18 protein-coding genes and 1 other RNA gene are annotated in these 19,101 nt (G+C 63.6%); 1 reads left to right on the forward strand and 18 read right to left on the reverse strand.

The genetic code is table 11. The features are described from left to right. Positions 1–106 precede the first annotated feature (106 nt). From murB to mraZ, 12 genes are read right to left on the reverse strand one after another with little or no spacing between them, the layout of a single operon-like run. Positions 107–1,072, reverse strand: a complete 966-nt coding sequence (gene murB / locus NKI64_RS11680; RefSeq protein WP_352668056.1) for a UDP-N-acetylmuramate dehydrogenase — start codon at positions 1,070–1,072, stop codon at positions 107–109. After that, positions 1,069–2,475 carry a UDP-N-acetylmuramate--L-alanine ligase gene (murC, locus tag NKI64_RS11685; RefSeq protein WP_023668277.1) on the reverse strand — a complete coding sequence of 469 codons (1,407 nt, stop codon included), beginning with the start codon at positions 2,473–2,475 and terminating at the stop codon, positions 1,069–1,071. The genes murB and murC overlap by 4 nt, the downstream gene beginning before the upstream one ends. Beyond that, entirely contained in the window at positions 2,475–3,599 is a 1,125-nt protein-coding gene (gene murG, locus NKI64_RS11690; RefSeq protein ID WP_023668276.1) for an undecaprenyldiphospho-muramoylpentapeptide beta-N-acetylglucosaminyltransferase, read from the reverse strand. Before murG ends, murC begins: the two co-directional genes overlap by 1 nt. A gap of 1 nt (position 3,600) precedes the next feature. Then, positions 3,601–4,752: a putative lipid II flippase FtsW gene (ftsW, locus tag NKI64_RS11695; RefSeq protein WP_023668275.1), complete on the reverse strand. Its 1,152-nt coding sequence runs from the start codon at positions 4,750–4,752 to the stop codon at positions 3,601–3,603. After that, a complete protein-coding gene (murD, locus tag NKI64_RS11700) occupies positions 4,752–6,152 on the reverse strand; it encodes a UDP-N-acetylmuramoyl-L-alanine--D-glutamate ligase (protein ID WP_352668059.1) in 1,401 nt (466 codons plus the stop codon). The genes ftsW and murD overlap by 1 nt, the downstream gene beginning before the upstream one ends. An 8-nt stretch (positions 6,153–6,160) precedes the next feature. Further along, positions 6,161–7,243: a phospho-N-acetylmuramoyl-pentapeptide-transferase gene (mraY, locus tag NKI64_RS11705; RefSeq protein WP_023668273.1), complete on the reverse strand. Its 1,083-nt coding sequence runs from the start codon at positions 7,241–7,243 to the stop codon at positions 6,161–6,163. A gap of 18 nt (positions 7,244–7,261) precedes the next feature. Then, positions 7,262–8,695, reverse strand: coding sequence for a UDP-N-acetylmuramoylalanyl-D-glutamyl-2,6-diaminopimelate--D-alanyl-D-alanine ligase (locus NKI64_RS11710; RefSeq protein ID WP_352668061.1), 1,434 nt, complete (start codon positions 8,693–8,695; stop codon positions 7,262–7,264). Continuing rightward, positions 8,692–10,146, reverse strand: a complete 1,455-nt coding sequence (locus NKI64_RS11715; protein WP_023688028.1) for a UDP-N-acetylmuramoyl-L-alanyl-D-glutamate--2,6-diaminopimelate ligase — start codon at positions 10,144–10,146, stop codon at positions 8,692–8,694. Before NKI64_RS11715 ends, NKI64_RS11710 begins: the two co-directional genes overlap by 4 nt. Before the next feature lie 54 nt (positions 10,147–10,200). Further along, positions 10,201–11,925 carry a peptidoglycan D,D-transpeptidase FtsI family protein gene (locus NKI64_RS11720; protein ID WP_023682141.1) on the reverse strand — a complete coding sequence of 575 codons (1,725 nt, stop codon included), beginning with the start codon at positions 11,923–11,925 and terminating at the stop codon, positions 10,201–10,203. 14 nt (positions 11,926–11,939) lie between these two features. Continuing rightward, complete coding sequence (gene ftsL, locus NKI64_RS11725) at positions 11,940–12,332, reverse strand: cell division protein FtsL (protein ID WP_023682142.1); 393 nt, start codon at positions 12,330–12,332, stop codon at positions 11,940–11,942. Positions 12,333–12,336: 4 nt separating this feature from the next. After that, positions 12,337–13,353: a 16S rRNA (cytosine(1402)-N(4))-methyltransferase RsmH gene (gene rsmH / locus NKI64_RS11730; RefSeq protein WP_352668065.1), complete on the reverse strand. Its 1,017-nt coding sequence runs from the start codon at positions 13,351–13,353 to the stop codon at positions 12,337–12,339. Continuing rightward, positions 13,350–13,823 (reverse strand): division/cell wall cluster transcriptional repressor MraZ, encoded by a 474-nt coding sequence (gene mraZ / locus NKI64_RS11735; protein WP_023682144.1) that lies wholly within the window; start codon positions 13,821–13,823, stop codon positions 13,350–13,352. Before mraZ ends, rsmH begins: the two co-directional genes overlap by 4 nt. A gap of 402 nt (positions 13,824–14,225) precedes the next feature. Between mraZ and NKI64_RS11740 the strand changes: the two genes are divergently transcribed. Beyond that, entirely contained in the window at positions 14,226–15,341 is a 1,116-nt protein-coding gene (locus NKI64_RS11740; RefSeq protein WP_352668067.1) for a cystathionine gamma-lyase, read from the forward strand. 9 nt (positions 15,342–15,350) lie between these two features. On the opposite strand, the gene NKI64_RS11745 is transcribed toward NKI64_RS11740, so the two are convergent. The 6 genes from NKI64_RS11745 to NKI64_RS11770 all read right to left on the reverse strand — a co-directional run bounded on the left by NKI64_RS11745 (position 15,351) and on the right by NKI64_RS11770 (position 18,926). Further along, complete coding sequence (locus NKI64_RS11745; protein WP_245259999.1) at positions 15,351–15,515, reverse strand: type II toxin-antitoxin system RelE/ParE family toxin; 165 nt, start codon at positions 15,513–15,515, stop codon at positions 15,351–15,353. 125 nt (positions 15,516–15,640) lie between these two features. After that, entirely contained in the window at positions 15,641–15,925 is a 285-nt protein-coding gene (locus tag NKI64_RS11750) for a type II toxin-antitoxin system ParD family antitoxin (protein ID WP_023668264.1), read from the reverse strand. A gap of 180 nt (positions 15,926–16,105) precedes the next feature. Beyond that, positions 16,106–16,503: RNase P RNA component class A (gene rnpB, locus NKI64_RS11755), an RNA gene on the reverse strand. A gap of 50 nt (positions 16,504–16,553) precedes the next feature. Further along, on the reverse strand, positions 16,554–17,258 hold the full coding sequence (locus NKI64_RS11760; protein ID WP_352668069.1) for a lytic transglycosylase domain-containing protein: 705 nt from the start codon (positions 17,256–17,258) through the stop codon (positions 16,554–16,556). 184 nt (positions 17,259–17,442) lie between these two features. Beyond that, entirely contained in the window at positions 17,443–18,210 is a 768-nt protein-coding gene (locus tag NKI64_RS11765; protein ID WP_352668072.1) for an N-acetylmuramoyl-L-alanine amidase, read from the reverse strand. Next, positions 18,207–18,926: a J domain-containing protein gene (locus tag NKI64_RS11770; RefSeq protein WP_023744594.1), complete on the reverse strand. Its 720-nt coding sequence runs from the start codon at positions 18,924–18,926 to the stop codon at positions 18,207–18,209. The genes NKI64_RS11765 and NKI64_RS11770 overlap by 4 nt, the downstream gene beginning before the upstream one ends. Positions 18,927–19,101: the final 175 nt, after the last annotated feature.

The raw sequence follows: 19,101 nt of genomic DNA on the forward strand, positions 1-19,101 counted from the left end.
TCCGCGAAAACGGCCGGAAAAAGCGTGTTGTGAGTCTTTGGAGCAACGGTGGCGCTGTTGTTTCAGACCGTTTGAAGTTCAAGCATCACATGAACTTCAGCTTGCGCTAAAGAAGCTGTCCGAGGAATTCCTGCACGGCATGGCCGGGGCGGAAATTGCCGAGCCGCTTGATTTCCCACTGCAGGCGGATGCCTGAATTTTCAAGCACGCGGGCGCGCACCGTCTCGCCGAGATATTCGAGGTCGTATCCGGTCGCTGTTCCGGTGTTGATCATGAAGTTGCAGTGCATCGGCGACATCTGCGCGCCGCCGATCATCAGCCCGCGGCAGCCGGCCTTGTCGATTTCCTTCCAGGCCGAGGTGCCTTCCGGATTCTTGAAGGTCGAGCCGCCGGTCTTCTCGCGGATCGGCTGCACCGTCTCGCGATGCGTCTGGACGGCGTCCATGGCCGCCTTGATCGCCTCCTGGTCTTCCAGAACACCTTCGAAAACGGCGGAGGTGAAGATCAGCCCGGCAGGTGCGGCCGAGTGACGATAGGCATAGCCCATGTCTTCATTGCTGAGGGTGTGGAGATTGCCCTTGCGGTCGAGCGCCCGAACCTCGACGACACGTTCCCGCGTCTCGACGCCATTGGCGCCGGCATTCATCCTCAGCGCCCCGCCGATGGCGCCGGGAATGCCGTGATAGAAATGAAAGCCGCCAATACCGGCCTCATAAGCGACGGCCGCGACGCGCTTGTCGGGCGTCGCAGCACCGGCCTTGATGACGGTCGGCGAAACCACCTCGGCTTCGCCAAAGCCCTTGGCCGAAAGCCGGATGACGAAACCCGGAATGCCGCCGTCGCGCACCAGGAGGTTGGAGCCGACACCGACGATGGTGAGCGGGATGTCCTCCGGCACGGCGCGCAGGAAGGCAGCCAGATCCTCCTCGTCGGCCGGCTGGAACAGGGCGTCCGCCAGACCGCCGGCGCGGAACCAGGTGATCTTGTCCATCTCGGCATTGGGCGTGATGCGGCCGCGCAGGCCGGCAAGCCGGTCGCCAAGTTTGTCGAACAGGTCCTGGCCGCGCATCATGAGACGGTACCGCCGAGTTCCCCAGGCAGCGCATAGGCCCATTGGGTGATGTTGCCGGCGCCCAGGAAGATGACGAAGTCGCCCGGTTTCGCCAACGCGCGGATGACGGGCGAAATCGCGGCAGGGGTTTCGACGTAGCGCGCATCGCGATGGCCCCCGGAGCGGATGCGCGACACCAGCGCCTCCGAGGTCACGCCGTCGATCGGCTCCTCGCCCGCCGCATAGACCGGCGCCACCATCACCGTGTCGGCATCGTTGAAACAGACCGAAAACTCGTCGAACAGATCGTGCAGCCGGGTGAAGCGGTGCGGCTGCGCAATGGCGATGACGCGGCCCTTGGTGGCGCTGCGCGCCGCTTTCAACACCGCCGTGATCTCGACCGGGTGGTGGCCGTAATCGTCGAAGATGTCGACGCCGTTCCACGAGCCGGTGTGGGTGAAGCGCCGCTTGACGCCGGCAAAGGACGACAGCCCTTTCTTGATCGCTTCGGCCGATAGGCCGAGTTCATGCGCGACCGCAATTGCGGCGGTGGCGTTGGAGACGTTGTGGCGGCCGGGCATCGGCAGCCGCAGATCCGATATCGTCGTCTGGCCGCCGGTCTTGCGGTCGCGGATCACCACGTCGAATGCCGAGACGGCACCGGCCATCCGGTGGTTGGTGAAACGCACATCGGCCTGCGCGTTCTCGCCATAGGTGATGACGCGGCGGTCCTCGATGCGGCTGACCAGCGCCTGTACTTCCGGATGGTCGGTGCACATCACGCCAAAACCGTAGAACGGCACGTTCTCGACGAATTGCCGGAACGCCTCGCGCACCTTGTCGAAACTGCCATAATGGTCCAGATGCTCGGGATCGATGTTTGTGACGACGGCGATCTCGGCCGGCAGCTTGAGGAAGGTGCCGTCGCTTTCGTCGGCTTCGACCACCATCCACTCGCCATCGCCCATACGGGCATTGGTGCCATAGGCATTGATGATGCCGCCATTGATCACCGTCGGGTCGAGCCCGCCGGCATCGAGCAGCGTCGCCACCATCGACGTGGTTGTGGTCTTGCCATGCGTGCCACCGATCGCGACCGCCTGGCGGAAGCGCATCAGTTCGGCCAGCATCTCGGCCCGGCGCACGATCGGCAGCAGTTTTTCGCGCGCGGCCTTCAGCTCGGGATTGGATTTCTTGATCGCGGTGGAGACGACCACCACTTCGGCCGCGCCGATATTCTCGGCCTTGTGGCCGACAAAGCATTCGATGCCCTTGTCGCGCAGCCGCTGGACATTGGCGCTGTCGGCCTGGTCCGAACCCTGCACCTTGTAGCCGAGATTGTGCAGAACCTCGGCGATGCCGCTCATGCCGATGCCGCCAATGCCGATGAAATGCACAAGGCCGATGGTCTGCGGCATCTTCATCAATGCGTCCCTTTCCTGAAATCCGAAACGGTTTTTCTGGACGCAATAGCCTCTGTGAGATCAGCGAGCAACCGTGCCGCGTTCGGCCGGCCAGCCGACTTCGCTCCGGCAGCCATGGCCGTCAGCCGCTCGGGAGTGTCCATCAGCCCGCCAATGAGAGCCGCGATGCGCTCCGGCGACAGTGACGATTGCGGATGCACCTCGCCGCCGCCCGCCGCGGCAAGGGCGGCTGCGTTCGCCGCCTGATCGTGATCCAGCGCATAGGGATAAGGCACCAGCAGCGCCGGCCGGCCGATGACGGCGATCTCCGAAACCGTCGAGGCGCCGGAGCGCGAGATCACCAGATGCGCCGCGCCCATGCGCTGTGCCATGTCGGTGAAGAAGGGCGAGACCTCGACATGGACGCCGAGTGCCGCATAGCCGGCCTTCACCCGCGCCACGTCGTCGGCGCGGGCCTGCTGGGTGATCACCAGCCGCTTGCGCTGCGCCTCCGGCAGAAGTGCGATCGCCGTCGGCATGGCGTCGGAAAAGAACTGCGCGCCCTGGCTGCCGCCGAACACCAGGAGCCTGAACGGATCCGCCCCTTTGGATGCGGTGTAGGGCGTCTTGGCCGCCTCCAGGATTGGCGGCCTGACCGGATTGCCTGTCGTCACCGTCTTGGCGCCTGTGGCACTTTCATCTTGCGGCAGGAATCCGCCGGCGATGGCATCGACGCGCCCGGACAGCGCCCGGTTGGCGCGGCCCATCACTGCGTTCTGCTCATGGATCAGCGTCGGCAGCTTGCGCCGCGTCGCGGCATAGAGCGGTGGCAAGGTCGGATAACCGCCAAAGCCGACGACCGCATCAGGCTTGATCCTGGCGATGACGGCGGAGGCCTGGCGCACGCCGCGCCAGATCTTCCAGAACGCGCCAAGCAGCGCGACAGGGTTTTTCGAGCCCATCGTCGCCGACTGGATCGGATGGATGGCGGCGGCCGGGAAATGGCCGGCAAAGCGCTCGGCGCGGTCGTCCGTCGCCAGATGCACGCCCCAGCCGCGCTCGATCAGCTCATGCGCCAGCGCCTCGGCCGGAAACAGATGTCCGCCTGTTCCGCCAGCAGCGAGAAGGATGACACCCCGCGCCATATCACTCCGCCGGCAGGGCGCGCTGCGACAGGGCAAAGCCCATCTGCTTGCGCTTTTCCGGTCGCTTGCGCGTCAGCGCCAGCACCATGCCCATCGAGATGGCAATGGCGATCTGCGAGGAGCCGCCATAGGAGATGAAAGGCAGCGTCATGCCCTTGGCCGGCATCAGTTGCAGGTTGACGCACATGTTGATGACCGACTGCAGGCCGAACACGGTGACGAGACCGCCGACGGCGTAGCGGGTGAAATCATCATGTTCCTTCAATGCCGTGCTCAAGCCGCGCAGCACGATGAAGGCGAAGATCGACATGATGAAGAAGCACATGATCAGCCCGAACTCTTCGCCGGCGACCGAAAACACGAAGTCGGCATGCGCGTCGGGAATGACCCGCTTGACCGTGCCCTCGCCCGGCCCGACGCCGAACCAGTGGCCGTTGATCAGCGCCTCGCGGCCCATGTCGACCTGGAACGTGTCGCCTTCGCCGGTTAGGAATTTGTCGATGCGTGCGGCGACGTGCGGGAACACCGTATAGGCGGCAAACAGGCCGCCGGCGCCGGTGGCGCCAAGCGCGATGATCCATAGCCAGGGCAGGCCGGCCATGAAGAACATGACGCCCCAGGTGCCGGTCACCAGCATGGTCTGGCCGAGATCGGGCTGCGCCACCAGAAGCGAGATGACCAGGATCAGCAGCAGCATGGCAAACAAATTGCCCGGAATGTCGGGCTGGCGCTTGTGTTCTGCGAACAGCCAGGCGCAGACGATGACGAAGGCGGGTTTCAGGAATTCCGACGGCTGGATCGACATGCCGACAAACGACACCCAGCGCCGTGCGCCCTTCACCTCGACGCCGATGTAGAGCACGGCCACCATCAGCACCAGCATGATGCCCAGGATGATCAGCGCCATGCGCCGGATCTGCCGCGATTCCAGGAAGGACACCGCCAGCATCACGCCGAGGGCCGGCACGGTGAAGATGATCTGCCTGGTGGCAAAGTGGAAACTGTCGAGGCCGATGCGTTCGGCCACCGCCGGGCTTGCCGCAAAGGACAAGACGATGCCAAGCCCCATCAGCGACAGGAACGCCGCCAGGAACCAGCGATCGATCGTCCACCACCAGGTTGCAACCGGGCTTTTGTCGAGACGGCTTTGCATTATCGTGCCCCTCCGATGGGTTTCACGCCCTCGATAGCATTCGCAGCTTGCCTGAAGGCTTCGCCGCGAACTTCGAAATTCTTGAACTGGTCGAAACTGGCGCAGGCCGGCGACAGCAGCACCACCGCCTCGCCGCTGTCATCCTTGGCCGCGTCTTTCGCGGCATGGTCGACCGCGGCGGCCAGCGTGCCCGAGATTTCATAGGGCACGGCTTCGCCGAGCGTCGCCGAGAACGCGGGTGCCGCCTCGCCGATCAGATAGGCCTTGGCGATGCGTGGGAAGAAACCGCGCAGCGGCTCGATGCCGCCTTCCTTGGGCAGTCCGCCGGCGATCCAGTAAATGCGCGAAAAACTCGACAGCGCGGGTGCCGCCGCATCGGCATTGGTCGCCTTGGAATCGTTGACAAACAGCACGTGGTCCTTGCGTCCGACCTGCTCCATGCGATGCGCGAGGCCTGGAAAGCTCTCCAGTCCCGCCTGGATCTCGCCCAGGCTCAAGCCGACCCTGAGGCAGGCGGCAACAGCGGCAAGCGCATTCTGCGCATTGTGGTGGCCGCGCAACGAACCGATGCCTTCGAGGAAGGCGACGCGGCTGTAGCGGCCATGCACGGCTTCCATCAGATCGGAGCCATCGGCGAAATAACCGTCGGTCAGCGGCAGCCGCTTGGAGATGCGGATCACCTGTCGGCCCGCCCTCTCCAGCCGGTCGGCGATCTGCGCGCACCAGCTATCGTCGACGCCGACAATGGCTGTCTCGCTGCCGGCGACCAGCCGCTCCTTGATCGAAGCGTAGTGCTGCATGGTGCCGTGGCGGTCGAGATGGTCGGGCGTCAGGTTGAGCAGGATGCCGGCCGTCGGGTTGATCGAGGGCGCGAGATCGATCTGGTAGGACGAACACTCGACGACATAGTCCCGGTCAGCCTGCGGTGGATCGAGCGTCATGATGGCCCGGCCGATATTGCCGCCCATCTGCGTGTCGCGCCCTGCCGATTTGAGGATATGCGCGGTCAGCGCCGTGGTCGTCGACTTGCCGTTGGTGCCGGTGATAGCGATGAACGGCGCATCAGGCGCGCGCGCAATCCGCTCGCGGCAGAACAATTCGATATCGCCGATCACCTCGACGCCGGAGCCACGCGCCAACTCCACCGTCCAGTGCGGCTTGGGATGCGTCAGCGGCACGCCGGGCGAGAGCACGAAGGCCGAGAATTTCGACCAGTCGGCGCCGCGCAGATCGGCGGTCGCAATGCTTTGGCCAGCGGCCTTGGCGACGCTATCGGGATTGTCGTCCCAGGCGAGCACGTCGGCGCCGCCCTCGATCAGCGCGCGCGCCGTGGCGATCCCCGAGCCACCGAGCCCGAAGAGCGAAACGCGTTTGCCCGAAAAGGATGCGGCGGGGATCAAGCGGGTTCCTATCTCAGCTTGAGGGTCGACAGGCCGACCAGCGCCAGGATGACGGCGATGATCCAGAAGCGGATCACCACCTGGCTTTCGGTCCAGCCGAGCTTTTCGAAATGATGATGGATCGGCGCCATCAGGAACACGCGCTTGCCGGTCATCTTGAAGTAGCCGACCTGAATGATGACCGACAGGATTTCCACGACAAACAATCCGCCGACGATGACCAGCACGATCTCGTGCTTGGTGGCGACCGCGACCGTACCGATCAGGCCACCCATGGCCAGCGAACCGGTGTCGCCCATGAAGATCGCCGCCGGCGGGGCGTTGAACCAGAGGAAGCCGAGGCCGGCGCCGATGACGGCGCCAAGCACGACAGCCAGCTCGCCGGTGCCGGGCACGAAATGGATCTGCAGATATTCGGCGAACACCGCATTGCCGGAGAGGTAGGCGATGACGCCAAAGGATGCCGCCGCAATCATGATCGGCACGATCGCCAGCCCGTCGAGGCCATCGGTCAAATTCACCGCATTGCCGGCGCCGACAATGACGAAGCAAGAGAACGGCACGAAGAACCAGCCGAGATTGATGATGAATTCCTTGGCGAAGGGGAAGGTCAGCGACGACGAGAACGGCGCCTGGCCATTATGCATGATCGCCCAGGCGGCGATGCCGGCGATGACGAATTCCAACGCCAGCCGCGCCTTGCCGGAAAAGCCGAGATGCGACTGCTTGGTTACCTTGAGATAGTCGTCGTAAAAGCCGATCGAACCGAAGCCCAGCGTCACCAAGAGCACCACCCAGACATAGATCGAGGAGAGGTTCGCCCATAGAAGCGACGAGCCGACGATGCCGCACAGGATCATCAGCCCGCCCATCGTCGGCGTCCCGGCCTTCTTGAAATGCGTCTGCGGGCCATCGGCGCGGATCGGCTGGCCCTTGCCTTGTCGCAGCCTAAGCGAATTGATGATGGTCGGCCCGAAGATGAAGACGATCAGCGCCGAGGTGATCAGCGCACCGCCGGTGCGGAAAGTTATGTAGCGGAAGACATTGAAGACCGAGACCTTGTCCGCAAAATCGACGAGCAATGTAAACATACGATTCCGTTCCCCGGACTAGTTCTGTTTCGTGCCTGCGGCTTCCGCCGGATATTTGCCGAGCAAGGCCTCGACCAGCTTTGAAAAGCCGATGCCTTTCGACGATTTGATCATCACCACGTCGCCGGCCTTCAGCGTCGACAAAAGCAGCGGCTTCAATTCCTCGGCGCCGGCGCGGTATTCCGTTTTGATCTCGTCGGGCAGGATGTCTGCCAGCGCCCGCATTTCCGGACCGCCGAGAAAGACCGTGTTTGTGCCGGTGCCGACGATCAACTCGGCAAGGGCTGCATGGAGCTTGGCCGAATGGTCGCCGAGCTCGAGCATGTCGCCGAGCACGGCGATGCGCCGGCCCTCGCCCGTGACAGGCGTCGCGTTGAGCAGCGCCATGGCAGCAGCCATCGAGGCCGGATTGGCGTTGTAGCTCTCGTCGATCAGTGTGATCGGTCCCTTGGGGTGGCGAAGCATATGGCGCTTGCCGCGGCCACGCTCCGCAGAGAGATCGGCCAGCGCTTCCGCCACCTTTGCGATGTCAGCTTCAACGAGATGCGCCGCGCCAAGAACGGCGAGCACATTCTGCACCATGTGGCGGCCGGGCGCGCCGATCCGGGCAACTACATCCTGCCCGCCGATCCTGGCGGTGATGTCGGAATGATCGGCATGCAGCTCGCATTTGGTCAGCTTGTAGGTCGACCGTGCATTCTCACCGAAGCCAAAGACATGTTCGACGCCGGCGGTCCGCGCCATCTTGTCGAGCAGCTTCCAGCGCGCATCGTCGCGGTTGAGCAAGGCCGCACCGCCGGGCTCGATGCCTTCGAAAATCTCGGCCTTGGCCTTGGCGATCTCGTCGAGATTTCTAAAGAAGCCGAGATGCGCCGCGGCGATCATCGTGACGATGGCCACATGTGGCCGGACCATCTTGACCAGCGGCCGGATCTCGCCCGGATGGTTCATGCCGATCTCGAACACCGCATAGTCGCAATCGCCGGGCATGCGCGCCAGCGTCAGCGGCACGCCCCAATGATTGTTGAAGGACTGCGCCGAAGCATGCACCGTGCCGACGGCCGACAGCACATGACGCAGCGCCTCCTTGGTGGTGGTCTTGCCGGCCGATCCGGTCACCGCGATGATTTTTGCGCTGGAACGGGCGCGGGCCGCAACACCGAGTTTCTCCAGTGCTGCCAGCACATCCTGCACGACGATCATCGGCGCCGTCAGCCGCCCAAGCGACGGCAACTTGCCCTCGGCAACGATCAGCACGCCGGCGCCGGCCTTGATCGCCGCGGTCGCGAAGTCATGGCCGTCCATCGCCTCGCCCTTGATGGCGAAGAAGGCGTCGCCCGGCTGCAGGCTGCGGCTGTCGATCGAGATCCCCGAAATTCCCTCCGGCATCGGCCCGAGCGGCCGACCGCCCATGGCGTCGACCAGCGCCTCGGAAGTCCAGAGCACGCTCATGCGGCCCGCTCCCGCAGCGCCGAGCGGACTTCTTCGTGGTCGGAGAAGGGAAACGTCTCGGCGCCGATGGTCTGGCCCTCTTCATGGCCCTTCCCGGCAACGATCAGCGTATCGCCCGCTTTGAGCATGGCGACCGCTTCGTGGATCGCCTTGCGGCGGTCGCCGATTTCAATCGCGCGGGGCGCGGCTGCCAGGATCGCGGCACGGATCGTTTCCGGCACTTCCGAGCGCGGATTGTCGTCGGTGACGATGACGACGTCGGCCAGCCGCGTGGCGATTTCGCCCATGATCGGCCGCTTGCCCCGGTCGCGGTCGCCGCCGCAGCCGAACACGACGATGACGCGACCGGTGGTGAACGGGCGCACGGCGGCCAGCACATTTTCCAGCGCATCCGGCTTGTGGGCATAGTCGACATAGACGGGCGCGCCATTGGCGGTGGCGCCGACAAGGTCGAGCCGTCCCGGTGCCCCCTGAAGTTTCTCCAATGCCATCAAAGCTTTGGCGACCGGCGTTCCGGTGGAAATGGCCAGCCCTGCCGAAACCAGGGCATTGGCGATCTGGAAGTCGCCGGCGAGCGGCAGGTCGATCTCGTAGAGCACGCCGTCGGCTTCGACCTCGGCGCGCTGGCGGTGGCGCTCGTGCTCGACCCGCTTCAGGCGCAGGAAATCGCCATGGCGGCCGACAGTCAGCACCTTGAGCCCCGCGGCCTGCGCAGCCTGAATGGTCGGCGCCGACCACGGATCGTCGGCAAAGATGACCGCCGGCGCGCCTTTCGGCAGCAGCGTGTCGAACAGGCGCAATTTGGCGCGATGGTAGTCCTCGACCGTCGGATGATAGTCCATATGGTCGCGGCCGAGATTGGTGAAACCGCCCGCGGCGAGCTTGACGCCATCGAGACGGCGCTGGTCGAGACCATGGCTGGAAGCCTCCATCGAGGCGTGTGTGACGCCGGCCTCCGCCAATTCCTTGAGCAACTGGTGCAAAGCCACTGGATCGGGTGTGGTCAACGAACCGTAATCGTTGCGGCCCGGCGCCACCACGCCGGTGGTGCCGATGGACGCGGCGGCAAAGCCGGCCTGCTCCCAGATTTGCCTGGTGAAGGCGGCGACCGAGGTCTTGCCTGCGGTGCCGGTAACCGCGACCATGGTCTCCGGCTGGCTGCCGAAGAAACGTGCCGCGCTCAGCGCCAGCGCCAGGCGTGGGTCGTCGACGCTGAGCACCGGGACGGACAGGCCGGAAACGGCGCTGGCCTTGCCCACGACAACCGCCGCTGCGCCGCGCTTTGCCGCATCGGCGGCATAGGCCGAACCATCCGCCTTGCTGCCGGCGAGCGCGAAAAAGACCACGCCGGTCTTGACCGTGCGGGAATCCGACGAAATCCCGGTTACCTCCACATCGCGGGAAGATGTTCCCTCGACAGGCAGGATACCGGCTAAATCTCTCAGGTGCATCGAACCCCGTTTATCTCAACAAAATGGCGCGCAGTTGCCGGCGCGCCCTAAGAATCACTGATAGGAAACCAGCGTTGCGCCATTTTCATGGCTGAAATCTGGCTTCACGCCAAGCATGGCGGCTGCCCGCCTGATGATGTTTCCGGCCATGACACCCGCATTGTTGGCGGCAACGTCGGTCATTCCTGGCTTTTCCGGGTGCGGAGCGTCAGCGATCGTAAACACCAGATACTGCGGATCGTCCATCGGGAAGGCGGCGACGAAGGTGTTGAAATTCAGTTCCTTCGAGTAGCGGCCATTGATGACCTTCTCGGCGGTTCCGGTCTTGCCGCCAACGCGGTAGCCGGGCGCTCTGGCGTTTCTGGCCGAGCCTTTCTCGGCATTGAGCGTGTAGAGGTAGCGCATGCCCTCCACAGTCTTTTCGCTGACCACTCTCTTGGCCACCGCCATGGCATCCTGCTCGCTGCGGACCAGGAAAGTCGGCGGGATCAGGTAGCCCTGCATCAGCGCCGCGCAGCCAACGGCCGCCTGCAGCGGCGTCGTCGACACGCCATGGCCGAAGGCGATGGTGAAGGAGTTGACCTGTTTCCAGACCTTCGGTTCGGTCGGGCGCGCGACCTCAGGCAGTTCGGTCTGCATCCTGTCCAGAAGGCCAAGGCGATGCAGGAATTCGCGGTGCCCCTCGATGCCGACCATTTCGGCCTCACGCGCCGATCCGATGTTGGAGGAGTAAAGGAACACCTCCGGCAATGACAGCACGCGGTTCTTGCCGTGGAAATCGTGGATCGCCTGATGGCCGACCCGGATTGGGTGCGAGGCGTCGAAACGGCTGTTCATGTTCGCCTTGCCGGAATCGAGCGCCATGGCCGAGGTGAAGCTCTTGAAGGTCGAGCCCATCTCGTAGAGGCCGGCCGACATGCGGTTCAGCCGATCCTTGTCCTGCGCATTGAAGGGATTGTTCGGATCGAAATCCGGCACCGAGGCCATCGCCACCACTTCGCCGGTCTTGATGTTGAGCACGACGGCGCCGGCGCCCATGGCGCGATAGCGCTCGAGGCCGGCGGCAATCTCGTCGCGCACCACATGCTGGACGCGCAGGTCGATCGACAGCTGAACCGGCTTCAGATCCTTGGCGATCGCAAGGCCTGAGGCCTGCAGGTCGCTTAAGCCCTGCTCGTCAATGTATTTCTCCATGCCGGAGATGCCCTGATTGTCGATGTTGGTGAGGCCGACAATGTAGGACGAGGTCACGCCGGCCGGATAGAAGCGGCGCTTTTCGGTGCGAAAGCCGATTCCGGGAATGCCGAGCTGCATGATGTCGGCCTGCTGCTTGGGCGTCAGCTGCCGCTGCAGCCAGACGAAGCCGGCGCCGCTCTTCAGCTTGTGATAGGTCTGCTCGGGGTCGATATCTGGCAGAATGGTCGACAGCTTTTCGATCGCCTCGTCGGCATCGACGATGCGGCGCGGCTCGGCAAACAGCGATGCCGTCTTGATGTCGGTCGCCAGCACCTCGCCGTTGCGGTCGACGATGTCGGGACGCGACGCCGTCACCCGGCTTTGCGGCCCATTCGACATGTCGGGGGACTGGAAACCGAGATAGACCAGCCGCCCGGCGATGGTCGAATAGATGCCGAAGAACACCGCCATCGTCATCACGATGCGGGTCTTGGCCTTGCCGCCGGTCGCCTTGCGCGCGCCTTCGACCACGATGGAGCCGTCCTCGCCGGTCCGTGCGCGGCGCTTCAGCAATTTGCCGACCGACGGAAGTTTGGCGCGCATTGGAAATCCAGCGATCATTGGACGATGGCTCCGGTGACCACGGGATCCTTATCGGCTGGTCCTTTGCCGGAATTGTCGGCCATGCCGCCAAGCCGTTGCGACGACAGGTCCTCGATGTTGAGCGGTTTTGCCGGCAGGTCGTCGAGCCCGACGATCTGCCGCGCATTGACCGGCTCGAGTGCGAGCTGCGATTTGTAGATTTCAGCCAGCTTCTGCAGGCGCGACGGCTGGGTCAGCAGGCTCCAGTCGGCCTTGAGCAGGTCGATCGTGTCCTCCTCATAGCGGATCTGCGCCTCGATCTTCTGCACCGAAGCCAGCTGTTCCTCGGCCTCGCGCTTGGCCTTGTAGGTCAGAGCCGCGGCCGAGACCATGACGGCGATCAGGACTATGTCGCTGGTTCGAAACACGTATTCACCTCTCTCGCGGCGCCTGGATGCCGGGAAGTTTTGGAAGGCCGAAAATGGTGAGATCCCCGGCGCGCGCCGGCGCCTCGGTGCGGATTGCGGCGCGCAGCCTGGCCGAGCGCGCCCGCGGATTGGCAGCGACCTCCGCATCGCCTGCCGTCACGCCGCCACCGGCCTTGCGGAAGGTCGCGGTGCGCGCATGCGCCTCGGGCAAATGACGTGAGCCGGTGGCGACGTCGGCGCGGTCGGCGATGAACCGCTTGACGATGCGGTCTTCCAGCGAATGGAACGTCACCACGGCAAGCCGCCCGCCGGGCTTCAATATCCGCTCCGACGCCACCAGAGCCTTGGCCAATTCGCTCAACTCGTCATTGACGAAAATGCGCAGCGCCTGGAAGACGCGGGTGGCCGGATGAATCTTGTCCTTCGGCGCGCGGCCGATATGCGTTTCGATGGCGTCGGCGAGATCGAGCGTGCGCTCGAACGGACGTTTTTCGCGGCGTGACTCGATCATGCGGGCAATGCGGCCGGCATTCCGCTCTTCGCCGAGGAAGCCGAAGATGCGGGCAAGGTCGCCTATCTTGAACGAATTGACGACGTCGGCAGCACTCAAGCCCGCCTGCGCCATGCGCATGTCGAGCGGCCCGTCGGTGCGGAACGAAAAGCCGCGCTCGGGCTGGTCGACCTGCATGGAGGAAATGCCGATGTCGAGGACAACGCCGTCGGCGCTTTCGACCTGCTCGTCCAGCGTCGAAAATGGCGCCTGCACCAGCCTTAGCCTGCCGCCGGATTGCTGTTCCAGGCCGCGCCCGGCGGCAATCGCATCGGGATCGCGATCGATCGCCACCACCGAGGCGCCGCTCGCCAAGATCGCCTTGGTGTAGCCGCCGGCGCCAAACGTGCCGTCGACGATCACATCGCCGGCTTTGGGTGAGAGCGCCTCCAGCACTTCGGCGAGGAGGACCGGAATGTGGCGGACCGGTCCGCCAACGGCGCTGAGATCATCGCCGTGATCCGCCATCATTCCGGCCGCTCCCCAGCCTTGGCCTCGTGAGCCTTCGTCCCCTGCCGAAGCTGCAAAAGCCGAGCGCGCGCCTGCGCCCCATAGGCGGCCAGCCGTCCAGGCTCCCAAACTTGAAAGAAATTGCCACGGCCGACAAAGGCCACTTCGCTCGTGATGCCCGTATGCTCGCGGATGAAATCGCTCATCGTGATGCGGCCATCCTGATCGAGCTTCAGGAACGTCCCGTCGCCATGGCAGAAGAACGACATATCGTCCGCCGTCTGCAAAAAAGGGTCTTCCAGCGCGATGCGCTGCTCGTAGCGGTCGAGCAGATCGAGCCCGCCGACATCCATCGCAGGCACGTCCAGGCCGCGCAGCGCATAGAGTTCCGAATAGCCACGCTTCTGCACGACCGCGCGGAAATGCGCCGGAACGGAGACCCGCCCCTTCGCATCGATCCTGTTCACCGCGCTTGACAGAAACCGGTCCATGACACGCTGCAGCCGCTTCCGCCGCCGCACCCCTCTCCATGTTTTCGTCCGCGCCGAAGCGCGTCCCCTGCCGAAAGTCCGCTTCGATCCCAGCGGCAAAACCCCGCAAACGCACAGCCGCCGCGGCTGCCCGATTGGCGTACGCTTTACCCTGACGCGGAACGAAGGCTTTGGTATCGAAATGGGATATCATGGGGCACTATGGGCGTCAACGGGAACAGGCTTCACAAACGCGCGCGCCACAACCGGTGAGAGCAGCTCTGACAACACTCCCGTCTTTATCTCCCATTAAGCCTAACGAACCGTTTAGAGCGGGCTGGCCCAAGCGGAAGCGGCTTGCCGCGCATCACTGCCGCGAATAGCGTCGTCAGTCTTTTCGCTGAGCAACAAGGTCAGAAATCCATGTCCGAAACAGCCAGGTCCCGCGCGGCCTCCCTTGCCCATCTGCGTCGCGACGGACTTGTCAAAGGCGACCCCATCCCATTGCCGCTGACCATGGCCGCTATTTTCCACAACCCGGGCGACGGCGCCGGCTACAGTCAGTACGGCCGTTACAGCAACGCCACCTGGGATGCGGTCGAGCACATGCTGGCGCATCTGGAAGACGCGCCATGCGTCGGCTTCCCCTCAGGAATGGCGGCAATCTCGGCGGTGTTTTTCGGCCTGTTGAAATCCGGCGACCGCGTGCTTTTGCCTTCGGACGGCTACCATGCCACACGCGCGCTGGCCGAACGTTTCCTCAAGCCCTTCGGCGTCGCCTATGATCTGCGGCCGACAGCTACATTCCTCGACGGCGGCTTCGACGGCTACCGCCTTGTCTACGTTGAAACCCCGTCAAATCCGCGATTGGACATTTGCGACATCACAGCCGTCACCGAGGCCGCGCACCAAGCGGGCGCGATCGTCGTCGTCGACAACACCACGATGACGCCGTTCGGCCAGCGTCCGCTCGATCTCGGCGCCGACATCATCGTTGCTGCCGACACCAAGGCGGCCAACGGGCATTCCGACGTGCTGTTCGGCCATGTCGCCAGCCGCAATCCAGATATCATCGCGGCCGTCACCGGCTGGCGCGAGACCGCGGGCGGCATTCCCGGCCCGTTCGAGGCTTGGCTGGTGCATCGCGGCCTGGAGACGCTGGACGTACGCTTCGACCGCATGTGTTCTTCTGCCGAGGTGATCGCGAAGCGCCTGAAAAACCATCGCGCCGTTAGCGGCTTGCGCTACCCCGGGCTGGAGGGCGACCCGTCGCACAACCTCGCCCGGGCGCAGATGGAGCGCTTCGGCTTCCTCGTGTCCTTCGAACTCCTCTCCCAGGAAAAGGCCGAGGATTTCATCAACAACTGCACGCTGATGCAGGCGGCAACGTCGTTCGGGGGTGTCCACACCTCCGCCGAGCGGCGGGCCAAGCGAGGAGATTCGGTTCCGCCCGGCTTCGTGCGCCTGTCGGTGGGCTGCGAGCCGGTGGAAGAACTCTGGCAGGCGATCGAGGCATCGCTGGACAAGATCGGCGTCTGAACTGGTGGATTAGGTCACCAAGTCGTCGGCGCCAATATCGCGCCTGCCGTGCAAAACGCGGACGATCTCGATCGCGTCTTCGCCCATGCGATACAGAGTGACATATTCGCCGACGATCAGATGACGAATGCCGGGCGCGATATCATCGCGCGGCGCACCTGAGAACGGGTGCAAGGTGAGCAGTGTCTAGCGCCTCTCCAAAGCGTCCACAAGGCGCATGGCTCCCTTTGGGCTATGTTCCGCAATGTAGTCACCGATGCCTTCGACATCTGATATCGCCTGAGGAAGCAGCCGATATTTCACTCTTCCGAGCCTGCAGCTTCCGACATCCTGTGATATTTGGCTCGCAGCCGGTCCATGAAGGGCTGGCCGTCCACCGCCGGTCCGCTGTCGATCCCCTCCTGAACCAGCCTGCGCAGTTCCTCGACCGTATAGCCGAGCAGATCGCGGCGGTCTTTCCATTGCCGCAGCGCATCACGGATGACTTCGCTGGCCGAGGCATATTCGCCGGCGGCCACGACATCGTCGACCGCCGCCGCCAGTTCCGGCGAAAGCGTGATGCTGCGTTTGTCGACGTGACCCATGATGCGCTCCTGATCAAACCATGACAATCATGGTACGATTAAATCGTACCAGCTTCAAGGATGCGTTTGTCTCGACCCCAGTATGCGTACTTGATTCAATCGCTCAAGCACCTGAATCGCCAGCTGCGCCCGAAGGCGCAGACTGCTGATCCAAAGGATTAATCGCGATATGGGGGAGAAATTGCCAGCTGGCCTGTAAGCCGGGTTTTGTATGGCCCTCGCCCCTTTCGGGGCGAGAACGTGGCGGCCATTCATCTTGGGCGCATGTTGCCATGCGCCTCACGCAACCTACCCGGACGGTGAGCCGGAAACAGCCCTCGAAGGTTTCCCCTCGCACCGTCCCTATTCGGTCTTGCTCCCGGTGGGGTTTACCGTGCCGCTCCTGTTGCCAGTCGCGCGGTGGGCTCTTACCCCACCCTTTCACCCTTGCCCCGATAAATCGTGGCGGTTTGCTTTCTGTGGCACTTTCCCTGGGGTCGCCCCCGCCGGCCATTAACCGGCACCGTGTCTCCATGGAGCCCGGACTTTCCTCACCCGCAGCCTTTCGGCTTTGCGGGTGCGGCCGCCCGGCCAGCTGGCAGAGCGTATAAAGGGGTTCACGTTCCAAAACGCAAATGAAAAAGCAGACTTATGCCGGCGATCCCAATGCCGCCAACTGCACCTTGACCTTGCCGCAATAGGCCGCCGACACCGGGTTCATCCGCGTCGCGGCATGGCCGGCATTGTATTTCAGGATCGTGCCGCAGGTGGTGCCGCCGCCGAGATTGCGCGCCATGGCAAGGTACTTCATGCCGTATTTGATGTTGGTGTCGGGATCGAACAGACCCTTGGCCGAGCCGCTATACCCCATCATCCGCGCCGTTGCCGGCTTGATCTGCATCAGGCCGATTTCACCCGCGCTGCCGACGATGTTCGGCCGGTAGTTGCTCTCGATCTTGATGACCGCCTGGGCCAGCGACACCGGCACGCCTTCGGCCGCAGCATAGCGGGCAATGATTGCCGAATACTGGTCGCCAAGCGCGGCTGCCGCAGTCGACTCCGCAGCGGTGCTTGGGCGGATCGATGCGGTCGTCGTCAGGTCGACGCTCTTCCTGTTGCGCTTAAAATGCCTCTTGGCCGTGGCTTTTCTGGCCTTCACCACGGCTGCTTTGCGCACATTCGCGGTGGTTGCTCTTTTTGCTTTCGGGTTTGCTTTCGTCATGGTGGCCTTGGCGGGTGCGGCGATGAAGCCCTGGTCTGCCCTCTGGCTCAGTGGTGCGGCATCGGCCGTGCTGAAGGCAAAAGTCATTACGCCGGCAGCAATAGCTGCCGTTACAACGGTCAATTTCTGCATGTGGTCCTGTTCTGTTTGGCCGCGCGAAGATCTTCACGCAGCAACGCCTAATCAATATCGGAGCATCCGGGGGGCTGGAGGTCCGATAATTTGCACGAACTGCCTTTGAGGGCGGAATTTGTGTCGAACAAGGCGAGGCAATTCACTTTCAGTGACAGGCTGTAACTTGAATATTAGGAAAAGATTATTTAGACGCAACTGACCTAAGGGAAGTCAGCAGGCTTTGCAGCGTGCTAGACGTAGAGCCGTCGGCGACGCCATCCACCAGGCGTGGTCGGAAATGCCGCTGAAAAGCTTCGACGACGATTTCGGTCTGGCGGTCGAAGACACCTGATATCTCGACGCCATAGCCATAGAGCGCCAGCATCGACTGCAGTGCCTCGACCTCGGCGCCGGTATCGCCGGCTTTCAGCACCGCGCCGCGCCGGACCGGCGCCGCAGGCACGAGATGGCCGACCCCGGCCGCAAACAGCGCTTTCCAGGGGAATTTCTCGCCCGGGTCGATCTTGCGCCCCGGCGCGATGTCGGAATGGGCAAGCACCCTTTGCGCCGAAATGCAATGGCGTTCGATGATACCAAGGCAAAGCCCGATCACCGCTTCCACCTGCCGCTTGGGAAAGGCCGAATAGCCGAGCAAATGGCCGGGATTGACGATTTCGATGCCGACCGAACAGGAGTTGATGTCGCGACGACCGAACCAGGAACTTGCACCGGCGTGCCAGGCGCGGTCGCTTTCGCGCACCATCTGGATAATGCGGCCATCCTCGTGGACGAGGTAGTGCGACGAGACTTCGCTTGCGGGGTCGCACAACCAGGCTTCCGCGGCAGCACCCGTCGCCATGCCGGTATAGTGCAGCACGATCATGTCGGGCCTGAGGGTTTCGCGCCGCGGGCCGAAATTCGGCGATACCCTGACCTCCGCGCTTGGCTCGTCGGGCGGGAAGCCGCTCATGCGTGCCTGAGGCCCCGCTCGATCATTTCATAGGCCGCGTTGATCGCCGCGACCCTGGTCGTTGCAATCTTGATGAATTCCTGCGGCAGGCCGCGCGCGATCAGCCGGTCCGGATGATTGTCGGAGACCAGCTTGCGGTATCGCTTCCTGACCTCCTCGAACGGTTTCCCGCGCTCAATGCCGAGCACGATATAGGGATCGCCGGCGCCGAGATTGACGTGCCTGGCCAGGATGGCCTCGTAGTGCACCTCGTCGATGCGGAAAATCTCGGCAATACGGTGCAGGAAAATCCCTTCGCGCTCATGCACCAGCCCGTCCGCCTTGGCGATATGGAACAGACCGTCGAGTATGTCTTCCAGCATGACGCAGTTCGAATGGCCCGAGCCGCACATCTGCGCCATACTCTCGGCATAGGTCTCGAACCCGGCGACGTCGCGCTTGGCCAGATCGTAAAGCCGCGCCACATTGCGGGTCTGTTCTCGCGGCACCTCGAATATTTCCTGGAACGCGCGAACCTCGTCCTGGGTGACGATGCCATCGGCCTTGGCCATCTTGGCTGACAGCGCAATCATCGCCACAGAGAAGGCGACGCGCCGGCGCAGATCGGCGTCACCGGAGAAAACCGTGCGCACGGCCTCGACCACATCGGCTACGCCGGACGTGGCTGAAGATGAAACGCGGTTGATGAAGTCGCCGAGGCGATCCCAAATCGACATGAGCGCTTATTAGGGCCGCCGGCCATCGCTATCAAGCCAAGACAGCGCCGCAGAGTGGATCGAATTCACGCAAGCAACCGACGCGCCAGATCCCAAACCGTAGGAAAGAGCCGGTTCAAGACCCTTGAGCCCCGAATCGACCTAAACGCAGGAAGGCCGGCGCGAAGCCGGCCTC

Origin of the sequence: Mesorhizobium sp. M0478 (genome assembly GCF_040321305.1) — a bacterium.
GTDB lineage: Bacteria > Pseudomonadota > Alphaproteobacteria > Rhizobiales > Rhizobiaceae > Mesorhizobium.